The organism is Streptomyces rimosus (assembly GCF_008704655.1).
GTDB lineage: Bacteria > Actinomycetota > Actinomycetes > Streptomycetales > Streptomycetaceae > Streptomyces > Streptomyces rimosus.
In genome coordinates, this window is the sequence record NZ_CP023688.1 from 4,474,521 (window position 1) to 4,491,410 (window position 16,890).

Sequence of the window (16,890 nt, forward strand, 5' to 3'; positions counted from 1 at the left end):
GGCCGGGGGCGTCCTACCCCTTCGAGAGGAGCCCTCTCAGCATGCCGGAAATCATCACGCCGGCCGAACCGGTCGAAGAAATCTCCACTCCCACGGGTCCGAACCCGCCGGCGCCCGACCCCGAACCGCCGCCGACGCTGGACCTGCCCGCCCCCGGCCCGGACCCCGAACCCGCACCGGACCCGGACGCCGGAGACGCAGGCGACGAAGCCGAGGACGATGAAGAGGTTGAGCCGCAGCCCGTGGGGCTGCCGGCCGTGCCGCTGCTGGCCAACGCCATCAACCTGTCCACCGTCGGCGTGTGCAGCAGCCTCAATGCCGTCGGACCGATCGCCGCCATCGCCGCGGGCGGCGTGGCCGCGGCCGGTGTCGGCGCGCTGGGCCTGGCCACCGTGCGCTCCGCCCGCAGTGCACAGCAGCGCCGGGCGGAGGCGGCCACGACCACGCGTGCCGGCCGGACGGGTGGCACGGGTACGTCGAACAGCTCAGGCCGCGGCAGGGACAGGGTCCGGTCCGGCGCTGCGGGCGGTGCCGGCAGCGGCAACCGCGGCGGGCCCGGTGGCCGTCGGGGCGCCGCCGGTGGCGGCGGAGCGGCCCGTGGGCGATCAGGTGGCCGTTTCGGCTCCGGCGGAGGCGGCGGGCCAGCCGGAGCCCGGGTGAACCGCCGCTTCGGCGGGGGCGGCGGCGGTGGGCGCGGCCTCTTCGGCCGCGGGCCCTCTTCGGCCGGTGCCAACGGCGCCTCGCGCGGCGGGGGCCGTACGGGTGCGGCGAGCGGCGGTTTCGGGGGCCGGAAGTCGGACCGAGCCGCAGGCTCCGGTGGCTTCCTGCCGAGTCGGCGCGGCACCGGCCGCGGCGCCTCCGGCGGGAACCCCGGTACGGGCACTGCCGGTTCCGGTGGGCGGGGGAAGAACCGGGCGGGCCGCTTCGATGCGGCGGCCGGGCACCGCTCCTCGGGCGTGTCATCGCTCGGTCGGGGCAGGGGCTTCGGTCGTGGGGGCCGCTCCGGTTCCGGGTTCGGGTCCGGCTCTGGCTTCGGCGCCCGCGGTGGCGGCAGGGGGCAGGGCTGGTTCTCCGGGCGGGGCAACGGGGGCGGGCGCCGCGGCGCCGGCGGCTTCTTCGGGGGCCGTGGCACCGGGCGGCACGGCTTCGGTGCTTCCGGTACGGGCAAGCACCGCGGTGGCCTGGGCTCTGGCAGGGGGGCGGGCTGGTTCAAGCCGGGCCATAAGGGCCGGGCCGCCGGCGCGGGCCGTCTGCGCGGGGCGGGCCGGGCGACGGTCAAGGCCGCACTGGGTCGCGTTTCGCGAGCCCGGCAGGCAGCCGGGCAGTGGCTGCGACGCTGGGGCGGGCGCCTCGCCGCATGGCTGCGGCGGTGGCGCAGCCGGGCCGGAACCTGGGCCAAAGCCAAGCTGACGCGCACCTGGCAGGCCACGGGCGGGATGCGGCGCCGCAACCTGGCGCGACTGCGACGGTGGCGCGGCCAGGCCGGTACCTGGGCCAAGGCCAAGTTGACGCGGGCCTGGCAGGTCACGCGCCTGTGGCGGCGCCGCAACCTGGCGAAGCTGCGGCACCTGCTGCGGCTGGCCGCCGCCGTGTTCTTCGCGACCGTGGCGGCGCTCGCGGTGATGCCGCCGGCGCTGTTCGTCGGCGCCGTCTCCAACGTCCCCGCCGCTCTCAGCAAGCGGTTCCGCTTCACCAACCACGGAATGCCCTGGCCGGGCCGGGTCTTCCGCAAGGTCTGGCAGGGCCTGGCAAGCGCCTCTAGGCGCCGTCTGTTCTCCCAGCTTTCCGGCATGGCCACGCCGATCACCGGTAACCGCGGGCACGTCGGCCACCTCTGTGACGACCCCGGCGCCGACACCAGCGCACCGGCCGCCAACGAAACCACAGCTGAAAGGGGTGGGCACGTGAGTGTCTTTGCCACCTCCGCCGAAGAAGTCGCCAACACCTACGCGGCCTACGACCCGCCCGCGATGGCGGCCGTGGCCGCCGAGTACAAGGGCCTGCCGGATGCCATCCGCAACATCAACGGTGCGGTGATGGCGCTGGCGGAGAACTCCGCCGTCTACTACCCGATGGACCCGGCCATGGCCGAGGGCGTCGCGCAGGTCGCGCAGGTGCTGGAGGCCACCGCCGCCTACGCCGACGAGATCGAACCGACCTTCAGTCAGGTTCACGACCTGGACATCATGCGCCTGGAGAACCCCCGGACCAACGAGCACTGGTGGAACGTCGGCGGCATCGATGGCGACGGCGCCCTGTGGGCCAAACCGTCCGTGCTGGCCACCGCCGCCGAAGAGGTCAGCGGCGTCTACGAGCAGTGGTCCCCGGAAGCGTACGCGGACGCGGCCACCAATCCGGCCATGATCGTAGGCGCGGAGTACGAGGGGGTGCCCATCGGGCTGGAGCACCTGGCGCAGGCCGTGACCTACCTGGCCACCCGGTCCGCCGAGTGCTACCCGGTCGATCCGTGCATCGCCGAGATGGTCTCCGACGTGGTGCACGGGCTGCGCAAGGCCGTCTCCGCCGCCATGGAACTCCAGCCGGCCTTCCGCCGCCTGCACTCCGAGGAGATCGACCACAACGAGAACCCCCGCACCAACGAGCATATGTGGAACACCCCGCGTGAGGGGGGAACGCAGCGTGTTTGAGCTGGACTGGCAGGGCCGCCACACCCTGAACACCGGGGCCGCGACCGCAGTTACCTCCGCGCTCGCCGTCTCCTCCCTGACCTACGTGAGCGGGGTGGACCCGCTGTGGGATGCAGGGATCGCCGCGGCCGGGGCTCTGGGCAGCGTGCTGGCCGGGGCCCGCAGCGGGCACCTGCCCGCCACTCTCACCTACCGCGCCGGCCTGTGGGCCGGCGCGGGGGCATGGTCGTGGTGGGCCGCCGCGGACGGCCCGCCCTGGTCCTGGCCATGCCTGGCCGCGCTCGCCGGCGGCGCCGCCTTCGGCCGCCTGACCTGGAACGCCATCGGCCGCCACGAGAGCGCGGAGAAGCTGCGCCGCCGCAAGGCTGCCTGGGACGCGCAGGAGGCCGCGCGGCAGGAGCGGCACGATGCGTGGGGCGAACAGTGGAAGCAGCGCCTGGCCCGCATCACCAAGCTGGAGGGCTGCCGCATCGTGGCGATTCAGCCGTGGGCGGCCAACACCGGCTACACCGTAGAGGTGGAGCTGCCCGGCGGCGCCACCTGGAACCAGCTCAAGCGCTTCGAAGAGGCGCTGGGGTCCGATCTGCGGCTGCCGGAGGGGTGCGGGGTGGAGGTGGCTGGCGGGCGCCGCAAGGGCACCGCCATCATCCGCGTCGCCACCGTCAACGTCATCGAGCAGACCATCCCCTTCCCCGCCGATCTGTCCCCGACCAGCATCGATGACGAGTTCGCCATCGGGCTGCACAAGGACGGCACGTACGCGAAGGGCTCGCTGGCCTTCCAGTGCGGCCTGGGCATCGGCGACACCGGGTCGGGCAAGACCAACACCCTCAACGTCATCAACGCACAGCTCGTGCGTACCGTGGACGCGCTGGTGTGGCACATCGACACCACCGGCGCCGGCCTGTCGCTGCCCTGGCTGACCTCGTGGGCCATCGACGGCACCCACCAGCGGCCGGTCATCGACTGGACCGCGCCCACCCTGGACGAGGCGCGGGCGCTGCTCACCATGGCGATCCAGATCATCGAGGCGCGCAAGCGCCGCTATCAGCAGGTGATGCGCCAGGCCAACGACACCAAACTCCCGGTCAGCCCGGAGATTCCCGCGATCATCATCGTGGTGGACGAGACGGCCGACCTGCCGCGCGACATCAAAGGCATGATCGAAACGGTGATGAACACCGGGCGTGCGGTGCGCGTACGGGTCAAGGTCTCATCCCTGCGGGCCACCACCGATTCGGTGCCCGTGGCAGTCCGGAAGCGCGCGAAGTGGCGCTGGGGGATGTACGTCACCGACCCGGAGGAACTGGCGTATCTGTTCTCCGGCTACCAGAAGGTGGACCCCAGCGACGCCCCGTGGCCGGGGTGCGGCTTCAACGCCTACAACAGCACCAAGCCACGGCCGTGCAAGGCGTTCCAGCTCACGCCGCAGCGCATGGACCGCATCGCCGCGGCCGTCAGCGCCCGCCGCCCCGTCCTGGACAAGATCTCGTGCGAGGTGCCGCACGGCCGCTACTACCCCTCGCGGTGGGCGCGGGTCCTGCCGCGCCTGTATGAGGGGGAGCAACTGCACGCGGTCACCCGGCCCTACACCGCCGTGCCCGTCGTCCCCGTGCCCACCGCCGCACCGCAAAGCGGCCCGGCCCCGGCATCGGGCGCGGTGCCCGGCGGGCCGGGGGCGGGCATTCGTCCCGGCAGCCCGGAATGGAACCGGCTCTTTCCCCGCCGCGGCGACGCGACCACGCCCGCCGCACCGGAGGAGAAACCGGCAGCGCCGGCCGATCCGCCGGACGGCCGGCTGCGGCTGGTGGTCAACAACACCGACCGGCCGCAGAACCCGCCGGAGGCTCCCCCGGAGCCGCCCGCCCCGGCGCACAGCGACCCGGCCCCGGCACAGAAGCCGGAACCGCCGAGGCCACCGGAGCAGGCGAAGCCGACATCGGCGGAGCCCCAACCGACCGCACAGGATGCGGCGATGCGGCTGGTGCTGGACGCGGGCCCGGACGGCACCGGCCCCTCCCGCATGGAAGCGGACCTGAAGGCCATGGGCTACAGCACCCACCGCACCACCATCTCCGGATGGCTGCGCCTGTGGGCCGCCGCCGCAGAGGTCTTCCAGATGGGCAGCGGAACGCAGACGTACTACGTCCACCGCAGCTACGTCTCCGGCCGTCCCCCCTCTGCCTGACGGTCACTCTGTGTGCTTGTTGTCGCTACAAGCGACAACAAGCACACACCCCCTTCCACACTCCCTTAGGGCCTGTGACCCCCTCTTTCCTTGTTGTCGCTACAAGCGACAACAAGCGACAACAAGCACGCACCGTAACCACCGCGCGCTCCCCGCCGGAGCCGTCCGGCCGGGCGCGCGGCCCCCATCCGCCGATCGGAACAGGAGCCTCATGGCCCTCAGCATCTCCGCCGCCGTGCTCTTCGCCATCCTCACCCTCGTGCTGCTGCGCGCCCGCTACGTCGGCCCCGGCCCCGCGATCGTGGTGTTCCTGTGCGGCTTCTTCGCCGCCGGCACCGGCGCCTACCGGCCCATCCACAACCTGTGCGAAACCCTCGCCGGCGCGCTCACCAGCCTGGCCGGCTGACCGGCGCCCGCACCTCCCGCGAAGGAGGACTCCGTGCCCGACCCCTACCGGATCACCACCGCCCCCGCGCCGTACGAGGCCACCGGGCACCTGGCCTACCCGCCGCTGCCCGTGAGCGAGATCCCGCCCGGCGTGGAGGTGGTCACCCTGCCCGGAGGCGCCCGCACCCTGGCCTACACCCAGCCCACCGCCCCGCCACCCGTCGTACCGGTCGGGGGCGGTGGGCAGCCGATTCCGGTGTGGGCCAAGACCGTTGCGCTGCTCGCGCCGACCATCGGATTCGGCGTCGCCGCCGCCGGCGTCGGCATCTCCTACGCCGCACCGGGAGTCATCGCCGTGAGCCACGCCCTATGGGCCGCCGTCGCCTTCATCGCCGCCGGCGGCATCGCCGCCTGCTCCGTCGTACGCGCCCTCCGCCGTCGCGTACCCGCACACATCACCCAGAACATCACCGCCAACGGCCTCTTTGGCCGCGCCAACGGCACCATCAACAACCCCTGAGGAGAAACGTGTTCGAGATCCGCATCACCTGCGACAACACCGAAACCGAACAGATCGTCAACGCCCTGCCCGCCGCCTTCGTCATCGAGTCGATCCGGAAGGCTCCCGCGCGCGACCAGGCCAAGACCCGCCTCTACCTCGCCGCCGACCACCAGCCCGACCACGCCGACACGGCGCAGCCGTGGGCACACGCCAAGACGGTCAAGGCCTGGCTGGACGACCGCAACGGCCGCAGCCCGGAGGAAACCGCCCTGCGCCTGCTCAAGATCACCGAAGAGGCCGGGGAAGCCGCGCAGGCGTACATCGGCGTGCGCGGCCAAAACCCCCGCAAGGGCATCACCCACAACGCCGACGATGTGGCCGCCGAGCTGTGTGACGTGATCCTGAGCGCGATGGTCGCTCTGCACGACTTCACCGGCTACCCCGCCCGGCTGCTCGCCGATGTCGCCGCCCATCGCGGCCAGCGGCTGACCGCCCTCACCACCGCCGCCTCTGAGCGCGCCTGAGCAGCGAAGGAGCAAACTCATGTCGTTCGGAGAAACCCCGGTCACCATCATCGGCAACCTGACCGCCGACCCGGAACTGAAGTACACGACCGGCGGCCAGGCCCTGGCCAGGTTCACCGTCGCCTCCACTCCGCGCACCTTCGACCGCGAAGCCAACCAGTGGAAGGACGGCACCTCTACGTTCTTCCGCTGCGCCACCTGGCGCGCTCTGGCCGAACACGTCGCGGAATCCCTCACCAAGGGTTCCCGCGTGGTGCTCTCCGGCCGCATCCGCCAGCACAACTGGCAGACCGAGCAGGGTGAGAACCGCTCCATGCTCGCCGTCGAAGTTGATGAAATCGGCGCGTCCCTGCGCTTCACCACCGTCACTATCGAAGGCAAGCGCACCAACGGCACCGCCCCGGCCGACGACCCGTGGAACACCGCGGGCAACCCCGCGAAAACGGATGAAGAGCCGCCGTTCTAAGGACGCCCGGGGCGACCGCCGCATCTCTCCAAAGACCTGCGGTCGCCCCGGCCTCACCAGGCCCTCTGAAGAGAACCGGAGACTTCAGCATGGCCCAACCTGCCCCTATCCCGCGAGCCGCCACCTGGGCCCGCAGCGACCAGCTCACCCGCCGCCGGGCCTCGTCATGAACCGGATCCTGCGCGGCCCGGATGGCCGCCATTGGGAAGAGGCCTTCGACCGCATCGTCTTCGATGAAGAAGCCAGGCAGTGGGTGTACGGGCTGACGGCGGCGGTGCAGGACCCGGACACCGGGCGGTGGGCGGCCGACAGCCACGGTCAGCGCATCACGGTGACAGGGGTCCCGGACCGGGCCGGATACACCGAGGTCTCCGCCGACCCGCTCCACGAACCGTGCATCGCTCACCTGTACCGGCTTGTGGCCGAGGTGACGGCCGACTTCGAGCAGCAGACCGGCGCCCCGCATCCGCGCGCCGCTGCCCTGGCCCACGCCCTGGAAGACCTGGCCATGCGTACGGAGCAACTGCGGCGCCGCCCCCGAAACCCGCCCCCGCGTCGCGGTCGCTGACGCCTCCTGGCGCCGTGGCAACTCCGGCTGAACACTCACGCTCCAACAGTTGCGCCCGCAGCAGCATCAACGAGCAGAGGAGAACCGTGTTCGAAATCCGCGTCATCTGCGAACCCACCGACGTTGCGAAGGTCAGCTCTGACCTGACTCTGGCCTTCGGTCTGACCAAGGAAATCCGCGACTACGCGGCCCGGGACGGCCGGCGGCGCCGGCTCTACACCGAAGCCACCCACCGGACCGCACCGCCGGTGCTGTGCTCCGTTTGCTCCGAGGGCGTGCGATGGGTCGGCGGTAGGGACGGCTGGTGGGTGCACGCCCGCATGGATACCCCCGACCACGAGGCCACACCGGTCTACTGGCAAGACGGTGACCGTCTCATGGAGGCAATCGCCGCAGCCGTCCGCGCGTACTGCCGCACCGACGCCAACGGCCTCATCCGCGCCACCGCGCAGGACATCGCCGCCGTCGCCGCGTCGGTTGCCCGCCTGCTGCCCGGCTCCTAGCCCGCCCCCGAGAGTGCCCCCGTCACAACGACGGGGGCACTCTCCCGCCTACACCGACGCGGCGGGGAGCGGGAAGCCGTCGAAGCCGGCCTTCGTCTGCACCACCAGGTGGATGCCTTCCGTCGTCAGCAGGTCCCGCACATCATCACTGGGGTGGGACGGCAGCAGGACGACCAGTCGCAGGCCGGGCGGGGCGCCGATGTGGCGCCGGTAGTCGAGCAACTGGCCAATGGCCATGCGCACGTCTTCCCGGCGGCTCTTGCCCTTGGCCTCGTACAGCGCGTTGTCGGTCGCGTCGTACAGGTCCGGTACGAGCGTGCCACGTTCGCCCTTGACCGTGATCTGGAAGCTCTTGACCGTGTGCCCCAATGACTTCAGGTGGGCCTCAAAGGCGGTCACGAGCTGCCCCTCGCGCCGGATGACCTCCCGCTTCCCGCCGGTCACGTTCGCCGTGGTCTGCGCGGTCGCGTGCTGCTCGGTCTGCTTGTCCTTCGCCTGCGTCTGCTGCGGCACCTTCACCGGCTTCGCCGGCGGCTGTGATGCCTTGGGCGGCTCCGGCAGCTCAATGAGCGTGTCCTGCGTGGCCGGCTCGATCGGGTTCGCCTCGTCCAGCGTCGCGCCCGGCACCGGCCGCAGACGGAAAACCAGGACGCGCCGCAGCACGCCATCGGCCCCCGGGGCCCACCGCTGCTCGTACGGTTGAACGGCATCCAACACCATCTGGCCCACGTAGCGCTGCCGCATCGCTCCGCTGCCGCGCACCTTGCCGTGGGCAACGAACAGGTGCAGCTCCCGGCCCTTTTCGGCGTGCGTGAGCAGGGAACTGTTGCGGCCGGACGGCTTCTGGTCGCCCTTGGCACCGGCTCCGGTGTACAGGTACAGCGGCCCGAACTCGTCATCCTCGGCGCGGCCGTCGAAGGTGTAGCCGTACTCCGCGCCCGCGGACGGGTCGGAGTACACGAACACCATGCCGGCCCCATCCGCCGGCTCAATTCCCTGAAACGTCCCGCAACCGTAGACCGCTGCGATCGCCTCGCGCGTCGTCACCAGGCCCGGCACCAGTTCAAGCGTCGTCATACGGCGAATCTAACCGCCCCCACTGACAACCCCTCGCGCCCAATTACCGGCGCAGCAAGGGCGGCCCCCTCTCACGCCAATGAAACCGGGGCCGCCCTCTTTCCCAGCACAACTCAACAGAGCGCCAAGTGCACTGGAGGACTCCAGCATGACCCAACCTGCCCCCGCTCCGCGAGCGTCCAACGAGCCGACGTTGAAACCGGCCGCACTCCGCTTGCTGCGCGAAATCGCCCGAGCCGACACCGGCCAGGGCGTGGTGTTCATGTCCGCACCATGCGGCCGATGGCGCCTGGACGGCACCGCCTACGTGGTGGCCGACCGCACCTTTCACCCCCTGGATGCCGCCGGCTATGTGGACGTAGGCAACGGACGCACCGACCCCGTGCGCATCACCCACGCCGGCCGCGCCCACCTCGGTGCCCTGGATGCGAGGGCCGCGGCATGAGCGCGCCCCTGACCATGGATCTTCCGCAAGTGCCCCTGCTGGCCGCGGCACTGGCCGCCGCCGATCGCGGCTGGCACGTCCACCCACTACGGCCCGGCGCGAAGACGCCGGCGCTGCACGGGGAAGAACGCTGCCCCCGTACCGGCGAATGCGCCGGCGGACACCGCAAGTGGGAGCAGCGCGCCACCACCGATCCGACCCGCATCGAACGCTGCTGGACTCACGCCCCGTACAACGTCGGCATCGCCACCGGCCCGGCCGGGCTGCTCGTGGTGGACCTGGACATGCCGAAGGACAAGGACGAGAAGGGCGCGCCTGACGGCGCGAACTGCTTCTTGGCGCTCTGCGAGCGCGCCGGTCAGCCCTGGCCGACCACCTACACGGTGCGGAGCGCCCGCGGCGGACAGCACCTGTACTTCGCCGCGCCGGACGGCGTACGGCTGCACAACACCGCCGGCAAGCTGGGCGCGCTCATCGACACCCGGGCCTGGGGTGGCTACGTGGTCGCCGCCGGCAGCACCACCGCGACCGGGGACTACCACGTCGTGGCCGATGCGCCGGTGGCAGACCTGCCCGCGTGGCTGCTCGCTGCTCTCACGCCCCCGCCCCGCGCCCGCGGCCCCGTCACCTTGCCTTCCCCAGGCCGGGCGGGTGCGTACGCGCAGGCGGCGCTGCGCAACGAGACGGACAGCGTTCGTCATGCCCCTGAAGGCACCCGCAACCGGACCCTGGTCCGCGCCGCGCGGGCCCTGGGGCGGCTGGTGGCCTCTGGCGACCTTCCCCACGCCGTGGTGGAAGAGGCTCTTAATGGGGCGGGGGAGGCGGCCGGTCTGACCGAGCGCGAGTGCCGGCCCGCCGTCACCAGCGCGCTGAACTGGTCCATCAGCCACAACGGCGGGACGGCCGCATGACCGCCCGCCCCCAGCCCCTTAAGAGCCTCCCTCCGTACCCCGTCCGCCCGTACGCCGCTGGCCGCTTCGCGGCTTCGGCGGGAGCCCGCGGCCCGAAGGGCGGCGGCCGTCAGGCCGTCCATGCAGCTCTTCACCCCGCTCTGCGGCCGGACGCCAAGAACAGGACTGCCTCATGAACGATCCCGCACAGCACGCACCGAGCCCGATCGACGGTGCGGCACTCCTGGATGAAGTCGAGCGCTTCCACCGCCGCTTCAACATCTTCCCCAGGGAAGCCGCCTACGTGGCCGTGACTCTGTGGGACGCGCACGCCCACCTGGTGGACTGCGGCGACAACACCGCCCGCCTGGCGTTCCTCTCCCCCGAGCCCGGCAGCGGCAAAAGCCGGGCTCTGGAGATCGTGGAAGCCCTGGTGCCGCGCCCGCTGGCGACCGTCAACGCCTCCGCCAACGCCCTCTTTCGCGTGGTGACAGGCGAAGAGGGCCGCCCCACCATCCTCTTCGACGAGATCGACACCATCTTCAGCCCCAAGGCCGGCGGCAACGAAGACCTTCGCGGCTTTCTGAACTCCGGCTACCGGCGCGGCGCGAGTTCCCTGCGGTGCGTCGGGGAAGGCGCCAACCAAAGCGCCGTACCCTTCCCATCGTTCTGCGCCGTCGCCATGGCCGGGCTCGGCTCCCTGCCCGACACGATCCTGACCCGCTCCGTCATCATCCGGATGCGCAAGCGGGCTCCCAACGAGCACATCGAGCCCTACCGCCAGCGGACCAACGGCAAGGAAGGGCACGCCCTGCGCGACCGGCTCGCCGCATGGGCCGACCAGGTGCGCGCACAGGTGACCGATGCCTGGCCGGAACTTCCCGAGGGCATCTCCGACCGGCCGGCGGACGTGTGGGAGCCGCTGCTGGCCGTGGCCGAAGCCGCCGGCGGCACCTGGCCGGAGCGGGCCCGCGCGGCCTGCGTGGAACTGGTCGCCGCGGCCAAGGACGGCGAACCGGCGTCCCTGGGCGTCCAGCTCCTGACCGACCTGCGGGACAGGGTGTTCTGCGGCGCCGACCGGATGCCCACCGCCGAAATTCTTCGCAAACTCCACAATCTGGAAGATTCGCCGTGGGGGGACATGGACGGCCGGCATCTGACCCCCCGCAGCCTGGCCAAGATGCTCAAGGAGTACGTGACCGGCGCCAACGAGCCGATCCGGACCCGGCCCATCCGCACCACCTCCGGGACCCCCCGGGGCTACTACGCGGAAGATCTCGCCGACGCCTGGATGCGGTACTGCCCCCCGTCCTCCCCCAGGTCCGCTACGTACGCTACATCCGCTACACCGCAGGTCAACAGCATGATCGATGTAGCGGATACGGAGCATGTAGCGGATACGAGCGCCACACCCCCGCCGGTCCTTTCCCGCACCGCGTAGCGGGACCTATCCGCTACACGCCACCAATCCGCTACAAAAATCATGGCTCTGACCTGGGGTGTAGCGGATGTAGCGGACGTAGCGGACTTGTGAGAAGAGGGGCAGCGGCCCCGCTTGCCGCAAAGGAGTCGCACACCGTGTCCAGCCGGAAGATGCTCAAGCTCCACGAAGTCCTCGAAGAGATCGACATGAGCCGCGCCGCCTTCTACCGAATGCGCGCTCGCGGTCAGGCCCCCCGCTTCATCAAGCTCCCCAACGGGCAACTCCGCTGCCGCCGCGCCGACCTGGACGCCTGGTGGCAGCAGCACGAGCAGAAGCCCGTCGCCTGACCTGACCACCTTCAGTGGGCCCGGTTCTCCGGGCCCGCTTCGCATACGCAGGAGGCAACCCTGCTGACCTTTGAGTTCAAGATGTACGCGATTCGCGTGCGCCCGCAGTACCCGAAGCCGTACCAGGTCCGCTGGAAGGTCGGTAACAAGCCGCATGCAATCAGTTTCGCCACCAAAACCTTGGCTGACGGCCGACGAGCCCAACTCATGGCCGCTGCCCAAAGGGGCGAGCAATTCGATGTCGAAACCGGCCTGCCCAGATCTGAGGTGGCTGCACGAAAGCCCAAAGTAACGTGGTTCGATCACGCCAAGGACTACGCCAAGATGAAGTGGGGTGAGGCCGCGTCGGCGAAGGGCCGAGCCACACGCGCAGACGCTCTTGCGGCAGTCACTGCGGCGCTGGTCAAGGACTCGAAGGGGGCGCCCTCGCCGGCGACCCTACGGCGTGCACTGACCGGCTATGCATTCAACTTCTCCGACCATCGCGAGCCCCCTTCGGAAAAGCTCGCGGCTGCTTTGACGTGGGTCGGCGCCAAGGCCATCCCCCTGTCCGAGCTGGAGGAGAACTCCGAAACGGTCCGCGCCGCACTGAAGGCGTTGAGCACGCGGCTCGACGGAAAGCGCGCAGCAGCTACCACCATCACGAACCGTCGTACGGTCTTCAACAACGCTCTTCGGTACGCCGTAGAACGGAAACGCATGGCAGTAAATCCGCTGCCGTCCATCGACTGGTCTCCGCCGGCGACAGATGACGAGATCGACTGGCGTTACGTCCCTAACCCTCGGCAGGCCGTAGCGCTCATCGATGCTGTCGGGACGCTGGGCCCGCGCGGCGAACACCTACAAGCATTCTTCGGGTGCATCTATCACGCTGCCACCCGGCCAGCGGAAGCGATGAACCTTCGGGAAGCCGACTGCACGCTCCCCGAATCGGGGTGGGGTGAGGTGCTGCTCTCGGGCAGTACTTCGCGGGTAGGGGCCTCGTGGACGGATGACGGCGAGTCATACGAAGAGCGCGGGCTGAAACGGCGGGCCCGCTCCTCTGTACGTGATGTTCCGATCCCGCCCGTGCTGGTGAGGATGCTGCGTGCTCACATTGAGCGATACGGGACGGCACCCGACGGGCGGCTGTTCCGGTCAGCCGAAGGCGGGGTTTTGCTCAGCAAGGAGTACGCGGAGGTATGGCAGGAGGCCCGCTTGGTCGCCCTGCCCGAGAGCCAGTGGCGTACGCCCTTCGCAAAGAAGCCGTACGCCAACCGGAAGGCTGGCATCTCCTTCTGGCTCGCTTCCGGCGTTGATCCGACCGAGGTTGCCCGTCGTGCCGGCCACAGCGTGGCGGTGCTCTACAAGTTCTACGCCAAGGTGCTCGACGGACGACGCGACCAAGCCAATGCCCTGATCGAGCGGGGTATGCGTGCGGCGGAACAGGAGAGCAAGGACGCCGATCCCGTCCACACCCCGTCCATACACCCTGGTCGGAGGTGGGACACGGGCGATCCAAGGTGAGACACCCCAAACGCAGAAGGGGTGCCCGATTCGCTCGGGCACCCCTTCTGACCAGCTAGTTCGCTGACCTCGGCGGAGGCTGTGGGATTTGAACCCACGGTGGCGTTGCCGCCACGACAGTTTTCAAGACTGTTCCCTTAGGCCGCTCGGGCAAGCCTCCCCGCGCCGCCGGAGGACGGTGGCGCGGGGATCAGACTAGCGCGTCACTTGTCGCCCGTGCGTTGGCCCAGGGTTACCTGGGCGGTGTGCTCCTTGCCGTCGCGCTTGTAGGTGAGGGTCACCTTGTCGCCCGGCTTGTGCTGGTAGATGGTGCTGATCAGGGTGGGGCCGCTGTCGATGATGGTGTTGTCCAGCTTGGTGATCGTGTCGCCGGGCTTCAGGCCGGCCTGGTCGGCGGGGCCCTTCGGGGTGACCGAGGCGGAGCCGTCGGCGCCGCCCTCGCGGGCGATGGTCGCGCCGTCGCCGGTGTCGCGCATCAGGACCTGCGCGCCGATCTGCGGGTAGACCGGCTGGCCCTTCTTGATCAGGTCGCCCGCGACCCGCTTGGCCTGGTCGATCGGGATGGCGAAGCCCAGGCCGATGCTGCCGGACTGGCTCTCGCCGCCGAAACCGCCGCCGCCGTTGCCCGCGGACTGGATGGCCGAGTTGATCCCGATGACGCTGCCGGTGGCGTCCATCAGGGGGCCGCCGGAGTTGCCCGGGTTGATGGAGGCGTCCGTCTGGAGGGCGCTCATGTACGAGGGGGTCGCACCGCCGCCGTCGCTGGAGGCCACCGGGCGGTTCTTGGCGCTGATGATGCCCGTGGTGACCGTGCCGGACAGGCCGAAGGGCGCGCCGATGGCGATCGTCGCGTCACCCACCTGGACGTTCGCGGACTTGCCGAGCGGGAGCGGCACCAGGTTGGCGTCGGAGGGGTTCTTCAGCTTGATGACGGCGACGTCGTAGCCCTGGGCCCGGCCGATGACCTCGGCGTCGTACTTCTTGCCGTTGGAGAACGTGGCGGTCAGCCGGCCGCCCTGGGCGGCGCTCGCGACGACGTGGTTGTTGGTGAGGATGTGGCCCTGCTTGTCGTAGACGAAGCCGGTGCCGGTGCCGCCCTCGCCGGTCGCGCCCTGCGCCTCGATGGTCACGACGCTGGGCAGCGCCTTCTGCGCTATCCCGGAGACGGAGGTGGGCTTGCGGTTGAGCGCCTCGGGGTCGCCGGACGCGGAGACCGTCGTCGAGTTCGTGTCGTTGCGGTTGGCGGCCCAGAAGCCGATGCCGCCGCCAATGCCGCCGGCCACCAGCGCGGCGACGAGCACGGCCGCGATCAGACCGCCGTTGCGGCGCTTCTTCGGCGCGGGCGCGCCCGGGGCGCCCCACACGTCACCCGGGCCGCCCGCGCCGCCTCCGTAGCCGGGGGGCGTGGGGCCGCCCCAGCCGCCGTCGGAAGCTCCGTGCGCCGTCGCGTACGCGGGCGGCGGCGCCTGGTGTGCGTGCGGGTGTGGCTGGTGTGCGCCCTCGCCGCCGGAGGGGGGCTGGGTGCCCGCGTACGGGCCGGTGTCCTGGGGGTGGTGGGCCTCGGCCTGCCCCTGCGGGTGATGGGCCTGCCCCTGCGGGTGGCCCTGTCCGTGCCCCTGGGGCTCCGCCGGCTTCGTGAACTGCTGCGTACGGCCGGGAGCGCCGTCCGCCGCGCTCGCACCCGCCTGCCCGGCCGTCGGCGCGAACTCAGGCGGCGGGGGTGCGGCGGGGGCCGGCGGGGTGGCGGCCCGGCCGCTTTCGCCGGTGCCCGAAGGGGCGGCCGGGTCCGGCGCGCTCGGTGTGGCCTGCGCCCCCGCCGTGCCCTCAGGCGCTGCCGGGGCCGGCGTGCCCGACGCCGATGCGCCCTGCGGTTCCGCCGCGCCGCCCGTGGCCGGGGCGTTCTGCGTACCCGCCGTATCGCGCGCACCTGGGCCGTCCGAAGTACGCGCACCGGCCTCGGGTGCGCGGTCCGACGCCTGGGGCGCCGTCGGCGGCTGGGCCTCCGGCGGGACGGCGGCGCCCTCGTTCTCGGTGCTCACGGCTCTCTCCTCAGCTTCGCGACGGTGCCGGGCCGCGGCCCGGCCTCTCCTTCAGGATGCGGTTCGGTCTCCAGGATGCGGCGTGGGCCCCTGGTGTACGGACAGCCCCTGGCGTACGGGCGACGGGCAGGCGGTACCGGCGACTGTCCCGGGGGCAAGCCTTTCCCACCACGCGTCAGGCCGCCGTAAGCCGAGGCTGTGACTGTCTCCCCATCCTTTATCCCGGACATACCGCGCGCATCCGATGTTATGCGGATCAGGTAGTGCACAAGGCGTCCCTCCCGCGAGCGATGGCACGATAACCCGGTGACCACCGCGTACCCGCTGCGGGACCGCACCCCGGGCCCCTCCCGCATTTCCGTCGTAGCCCATCGTGGCGCGTCCGAGGACGCGCCGGAACACACCCTGGCCGCCTATCGCCGGGCGATCGAGGACGGCGCCGACGCACTGGAGTGCGATGTGCGGCTCACCGCGGACGGCCACCTCGTCTGTGTGCACGACCGCCGGGTCAACCGCACCTCCAACGGGCGCGGCGCGGTCTCCGCGCTGGAGCTGGCCGATCTGGCGGCGCTGGACTTCGGCTCCTGGAAGGAGGACGAGGACACCGCCGGCGAGGCGCCGGACCGCCAGCACGAGGACCCGGAGCGCACCTCCGTCCTCACCTTGGAGCGACTTCTCGAACTCGTCGCCGACGCGGGCCGCCGGGTCGAGCTGGCCATCGAGACCAAGCATCCGACCCGCTGGGCCGGTCAGGTGGAGGAGCGGCTCGTCGCGCTACTGACGAGATTCGGCCACACCAAGGCGTCGGCCGACGGTCCGCCCGCGGTGCGCGTCATGAGTTTCTCGGCCCGGTCGCTGCACCGGGTACGGGCGGCGGCCCCCGACATCCCTGGTGTGTACCTGATGCAGTTCCTGACGCCGCGCCATCGCGACGGCCGGCTGCCGCCCGGCGTCGGCATCGCCGGGCCGGGTGTCCGCATCCTGCGCGCCCATCCCGAGTACGTCGCCAAGGCACACCGCGCGGGCCATCAGGTGCACGTCTGGACCGTCAACGATGAGGCGGATGTAGAGCTGTGTGAACGCCTGGGAGTGGACGCAATCATCACCAACCGCCCCAAACAGGTACGAGCCCAACTGGGCCTGGACTAACGCCCGTCACAGGGAGTGCACCGGCGCATTCGACCCGTATCCGATCGTTACGAGTGCGTCACCGCACCGGGACTGGCCGGTTTCCGGTCCAGGCCATTGGGGCATCCATCCCGTGGCGTGGGGCGAAGGAGGTCTCGGGGGTGGCGTTGATGGTGGCACAAGAGGTGCCGACGGCGTCGATCATGGCCGTACCCCATGGTCCGTCGGGGGTCGGTTCGGCCAGGCGGC

The 16,890-nt window shown here is 71.1% G+C and carries 16 protein-coding genes and 1 tRNA gene; 14 read left to right on the forward strand and 3 right to left on the reverse strand.

The features are described 5' to 3' along the window. Positions 1-41 precede the first annotated feature (41 nt). From CP984_RS18890 to CP984_RS18925, 8 genes are all read left to right on the forward strand, one after another. A complete protein-coding gene (locus CP984_RS18890) occupies positions 42-2,648 on the forward strand; it encodes a hypothetical protein (RefSeq protein WP_050498948.1) in 2,607 nt (868 codons plus the stop codon). Next, positions 2,641-4,836, forward strand: a complete 2,196-nt coding sequence (locus CP984_RS18895) for a hypothetical protein (protein ID WP_003986250.1) — start codon at positions 2,641-2,643, stop codon at positions 4,834-4,836. Before CP984_RS18890 ends, CP984_RS18895 begins: the two co-directional genes overlap by 8 nt. A gap of 211 nt (positions 4,837-5,047) precedes the next feature. Beyond that, positions 5,048-5,242, forward strand: coding sequence for a hypothetical protein (locus CP984_RS18900; protein ID WP_003986249.1), 195 nt, complete (start codon positions 5,048-5,050; stop codon positions 5,240-5,242). 33 nt (positions 5,243-5,275) lie between these two features. Next, positions 5,276-5,743, forward strand: coding sequence for a hypothetical protein (locus CP984_RS18905; RefSeq protein ID WP_003986248.1), 468 nt, complete (start codon positions 5,276-5,278; stop codon positions 5,741-5,743). 8 nt (positions 5,744-5,751) lie between these two features. Continuing rightward, positions 5,752-6,249 carry a MazG-like family protein gene (locus tag CP984_RS42810; RefSeq protein WP_003986247.1) on the forward strand — a complete coding sequence of 166 codons (498 nt, stop codon included), beginning with the start codon at positions 5,752-5,754 and terminating at the stop codon, positions 6,247-6,249. 19 nt (positions 6,250-6,268) lie between these two features. Continuing rightward, positions 6,269-6,715 carry a single-stranded DNA-binding protein gene (gene ssb, locus CP984_RS18915; RefSeq protein WP_003986246.1) on the forward strand — a complete coding sequence of 149 codons (447 nt, stop codon included), beginning with the start codon at positions 6,269-6,271 and terminating at the stop codon, positions 6,713-6,715. A 166-nt stretch (positions 6,716-6,881) separates the two neighbouring features. After that, the gene (locus tag CP984_RS18920) at positions 6,882-7,283 is read left to right on the forward strand and encodes a hypothetical protein (RefSeq protein WP_003986245.1); all 402 of its coding nucleotides are present in this window, start codon (positions 6,882-6,884) and stop codon (positions 7,281-7,283) included. Positions 7,284-7,369: 86 nt separating this feature from the next. Next, positions 7,370-7,786, forward strand: a complete 417-nt coding sequence (locus tag CP984_RS18925; RefSeq protein ID WP_003986244.1) for a hypothetical protein — start codon at positions 7,370-7,372, stop codon at positions 7,784-7,786. Between the two features lie 48 nt (positions 7,787-7,834). Here CP984_RS18925 and CP984_RS18930 read toward each other — a convergent pair whose 3' ends face one another. Then, the gene (locus CP984_RS18930) at positions 7,835-8,863 is read right to left on the reverse strand and encodes a hypothetical protein (protein WP_202480746.1); all 1,029 of its coding nucleotides are present in this window, start codon (positions 8,861-8,863) and stop codon (positions 7,835-7,837) included. 148 nt (positions 8,864-9,011) lie between these two features. On the opposite strand from CP984_RS18930, the gene CP984_RS18935 reads away from it, so the two are divergent. From CP984_RS18935 to CP984_RS18955, 5 genes are all read left to right on the forward strand, one after another. Beyond that, a complete protein-coding gene (locus CP984_RS18935; RefSeq protein WP_139679693.1) occupies positions 9,012-9,308 on the forward strand; it encodes a hypothetical protein in 297 nt (98 codons plus the stop codon). Continuing rightward, on the forward strand, positions 9,305-10,219 hold the full coding sequence (locus CP984_RS18940) for a bifunctional DNA primase/polymerase (RefSeq protein ID WP_003986239.1): 915 nt from the start codon (positions 9,305-9,307) through the stop codon (positions 10,217-10,219). Before CP984_RS18935 ends, CP984_RS18940 begins: the two co-directional genes overlap by 4 nt. A gap of 172 nt (positions 10,220-10,391) precedes the next feature. Then, positions 10,392-11,639: a DUF3631 domain-containing protein gene (locus CP984_RS18945; RefSeq protein WP_003986238.1), complete on the forward strand. Its 1,248-nt coding sequence runs from the start codon at positions 10,392-10,394 to the stop codon at positions 11,637-11,639. Between the two features lie 137 nt (positions 11,640-11,776). Next, positions 11,777-11,968, forward strand: a complete 192-nt coding sequence (locus tag CP984_RS18950; protein WP_003986237.1) for a helix-turn-helix transcriptional regulator — start codon at positions 11,777-11,779, stop codon at positions 11,966-11,968. Between the two features lie 81 nt (positions 11,969-12,049). Next, entirely contained in the window at positions 12,050-13,474 is a 1,425-nt protein-coding gene (locus tag CP984_RS18955; RefSeq protein ID WP_226048674.1) for a tyrosine-type recombinase/integrase, read from the forward strand. 73 nt (positions 13,475-13,547) lie between these two features. Here the strand turns inward: CP984_RS18955 and CP984_RS18960 are convergent. Then, positions 13,548-13,634 (reverse strand) — tRNA-Ser (locus tag CP984_RS18960). A 43-nt stretch (positions 13,635-13,677) separates the two neighbouring features. After that, positions 13,678-15,513, reverse strand: a complete 1,836-nt coding sequence (locus CP984_RS18965) for a trypsin-like peptidase domain-containing protein (RefSeq protein WP_031019551.1) — start codon at positions 15,511-15,513, stop codon at positions 13,678-13,680. Between the two features lie 306 nt (positions 15,514-15,819). On the opposite strand from CP984_RS18965, the gene CP984_RS18970 reads away from it, so the two are divergent. Continuing rightward, a complete protein-coding gene (locus CP984_RS18970; RefSeq protein ID WP_003978994.1) occupies positions 15,820-16,662 on the forward strand; it encodes a glycerophosphodiester phosphodiesterase in 843 nt (280 codons plus the stop codon). Positions 16,663-16,890 lie beyond the last annotated feature (228 nt).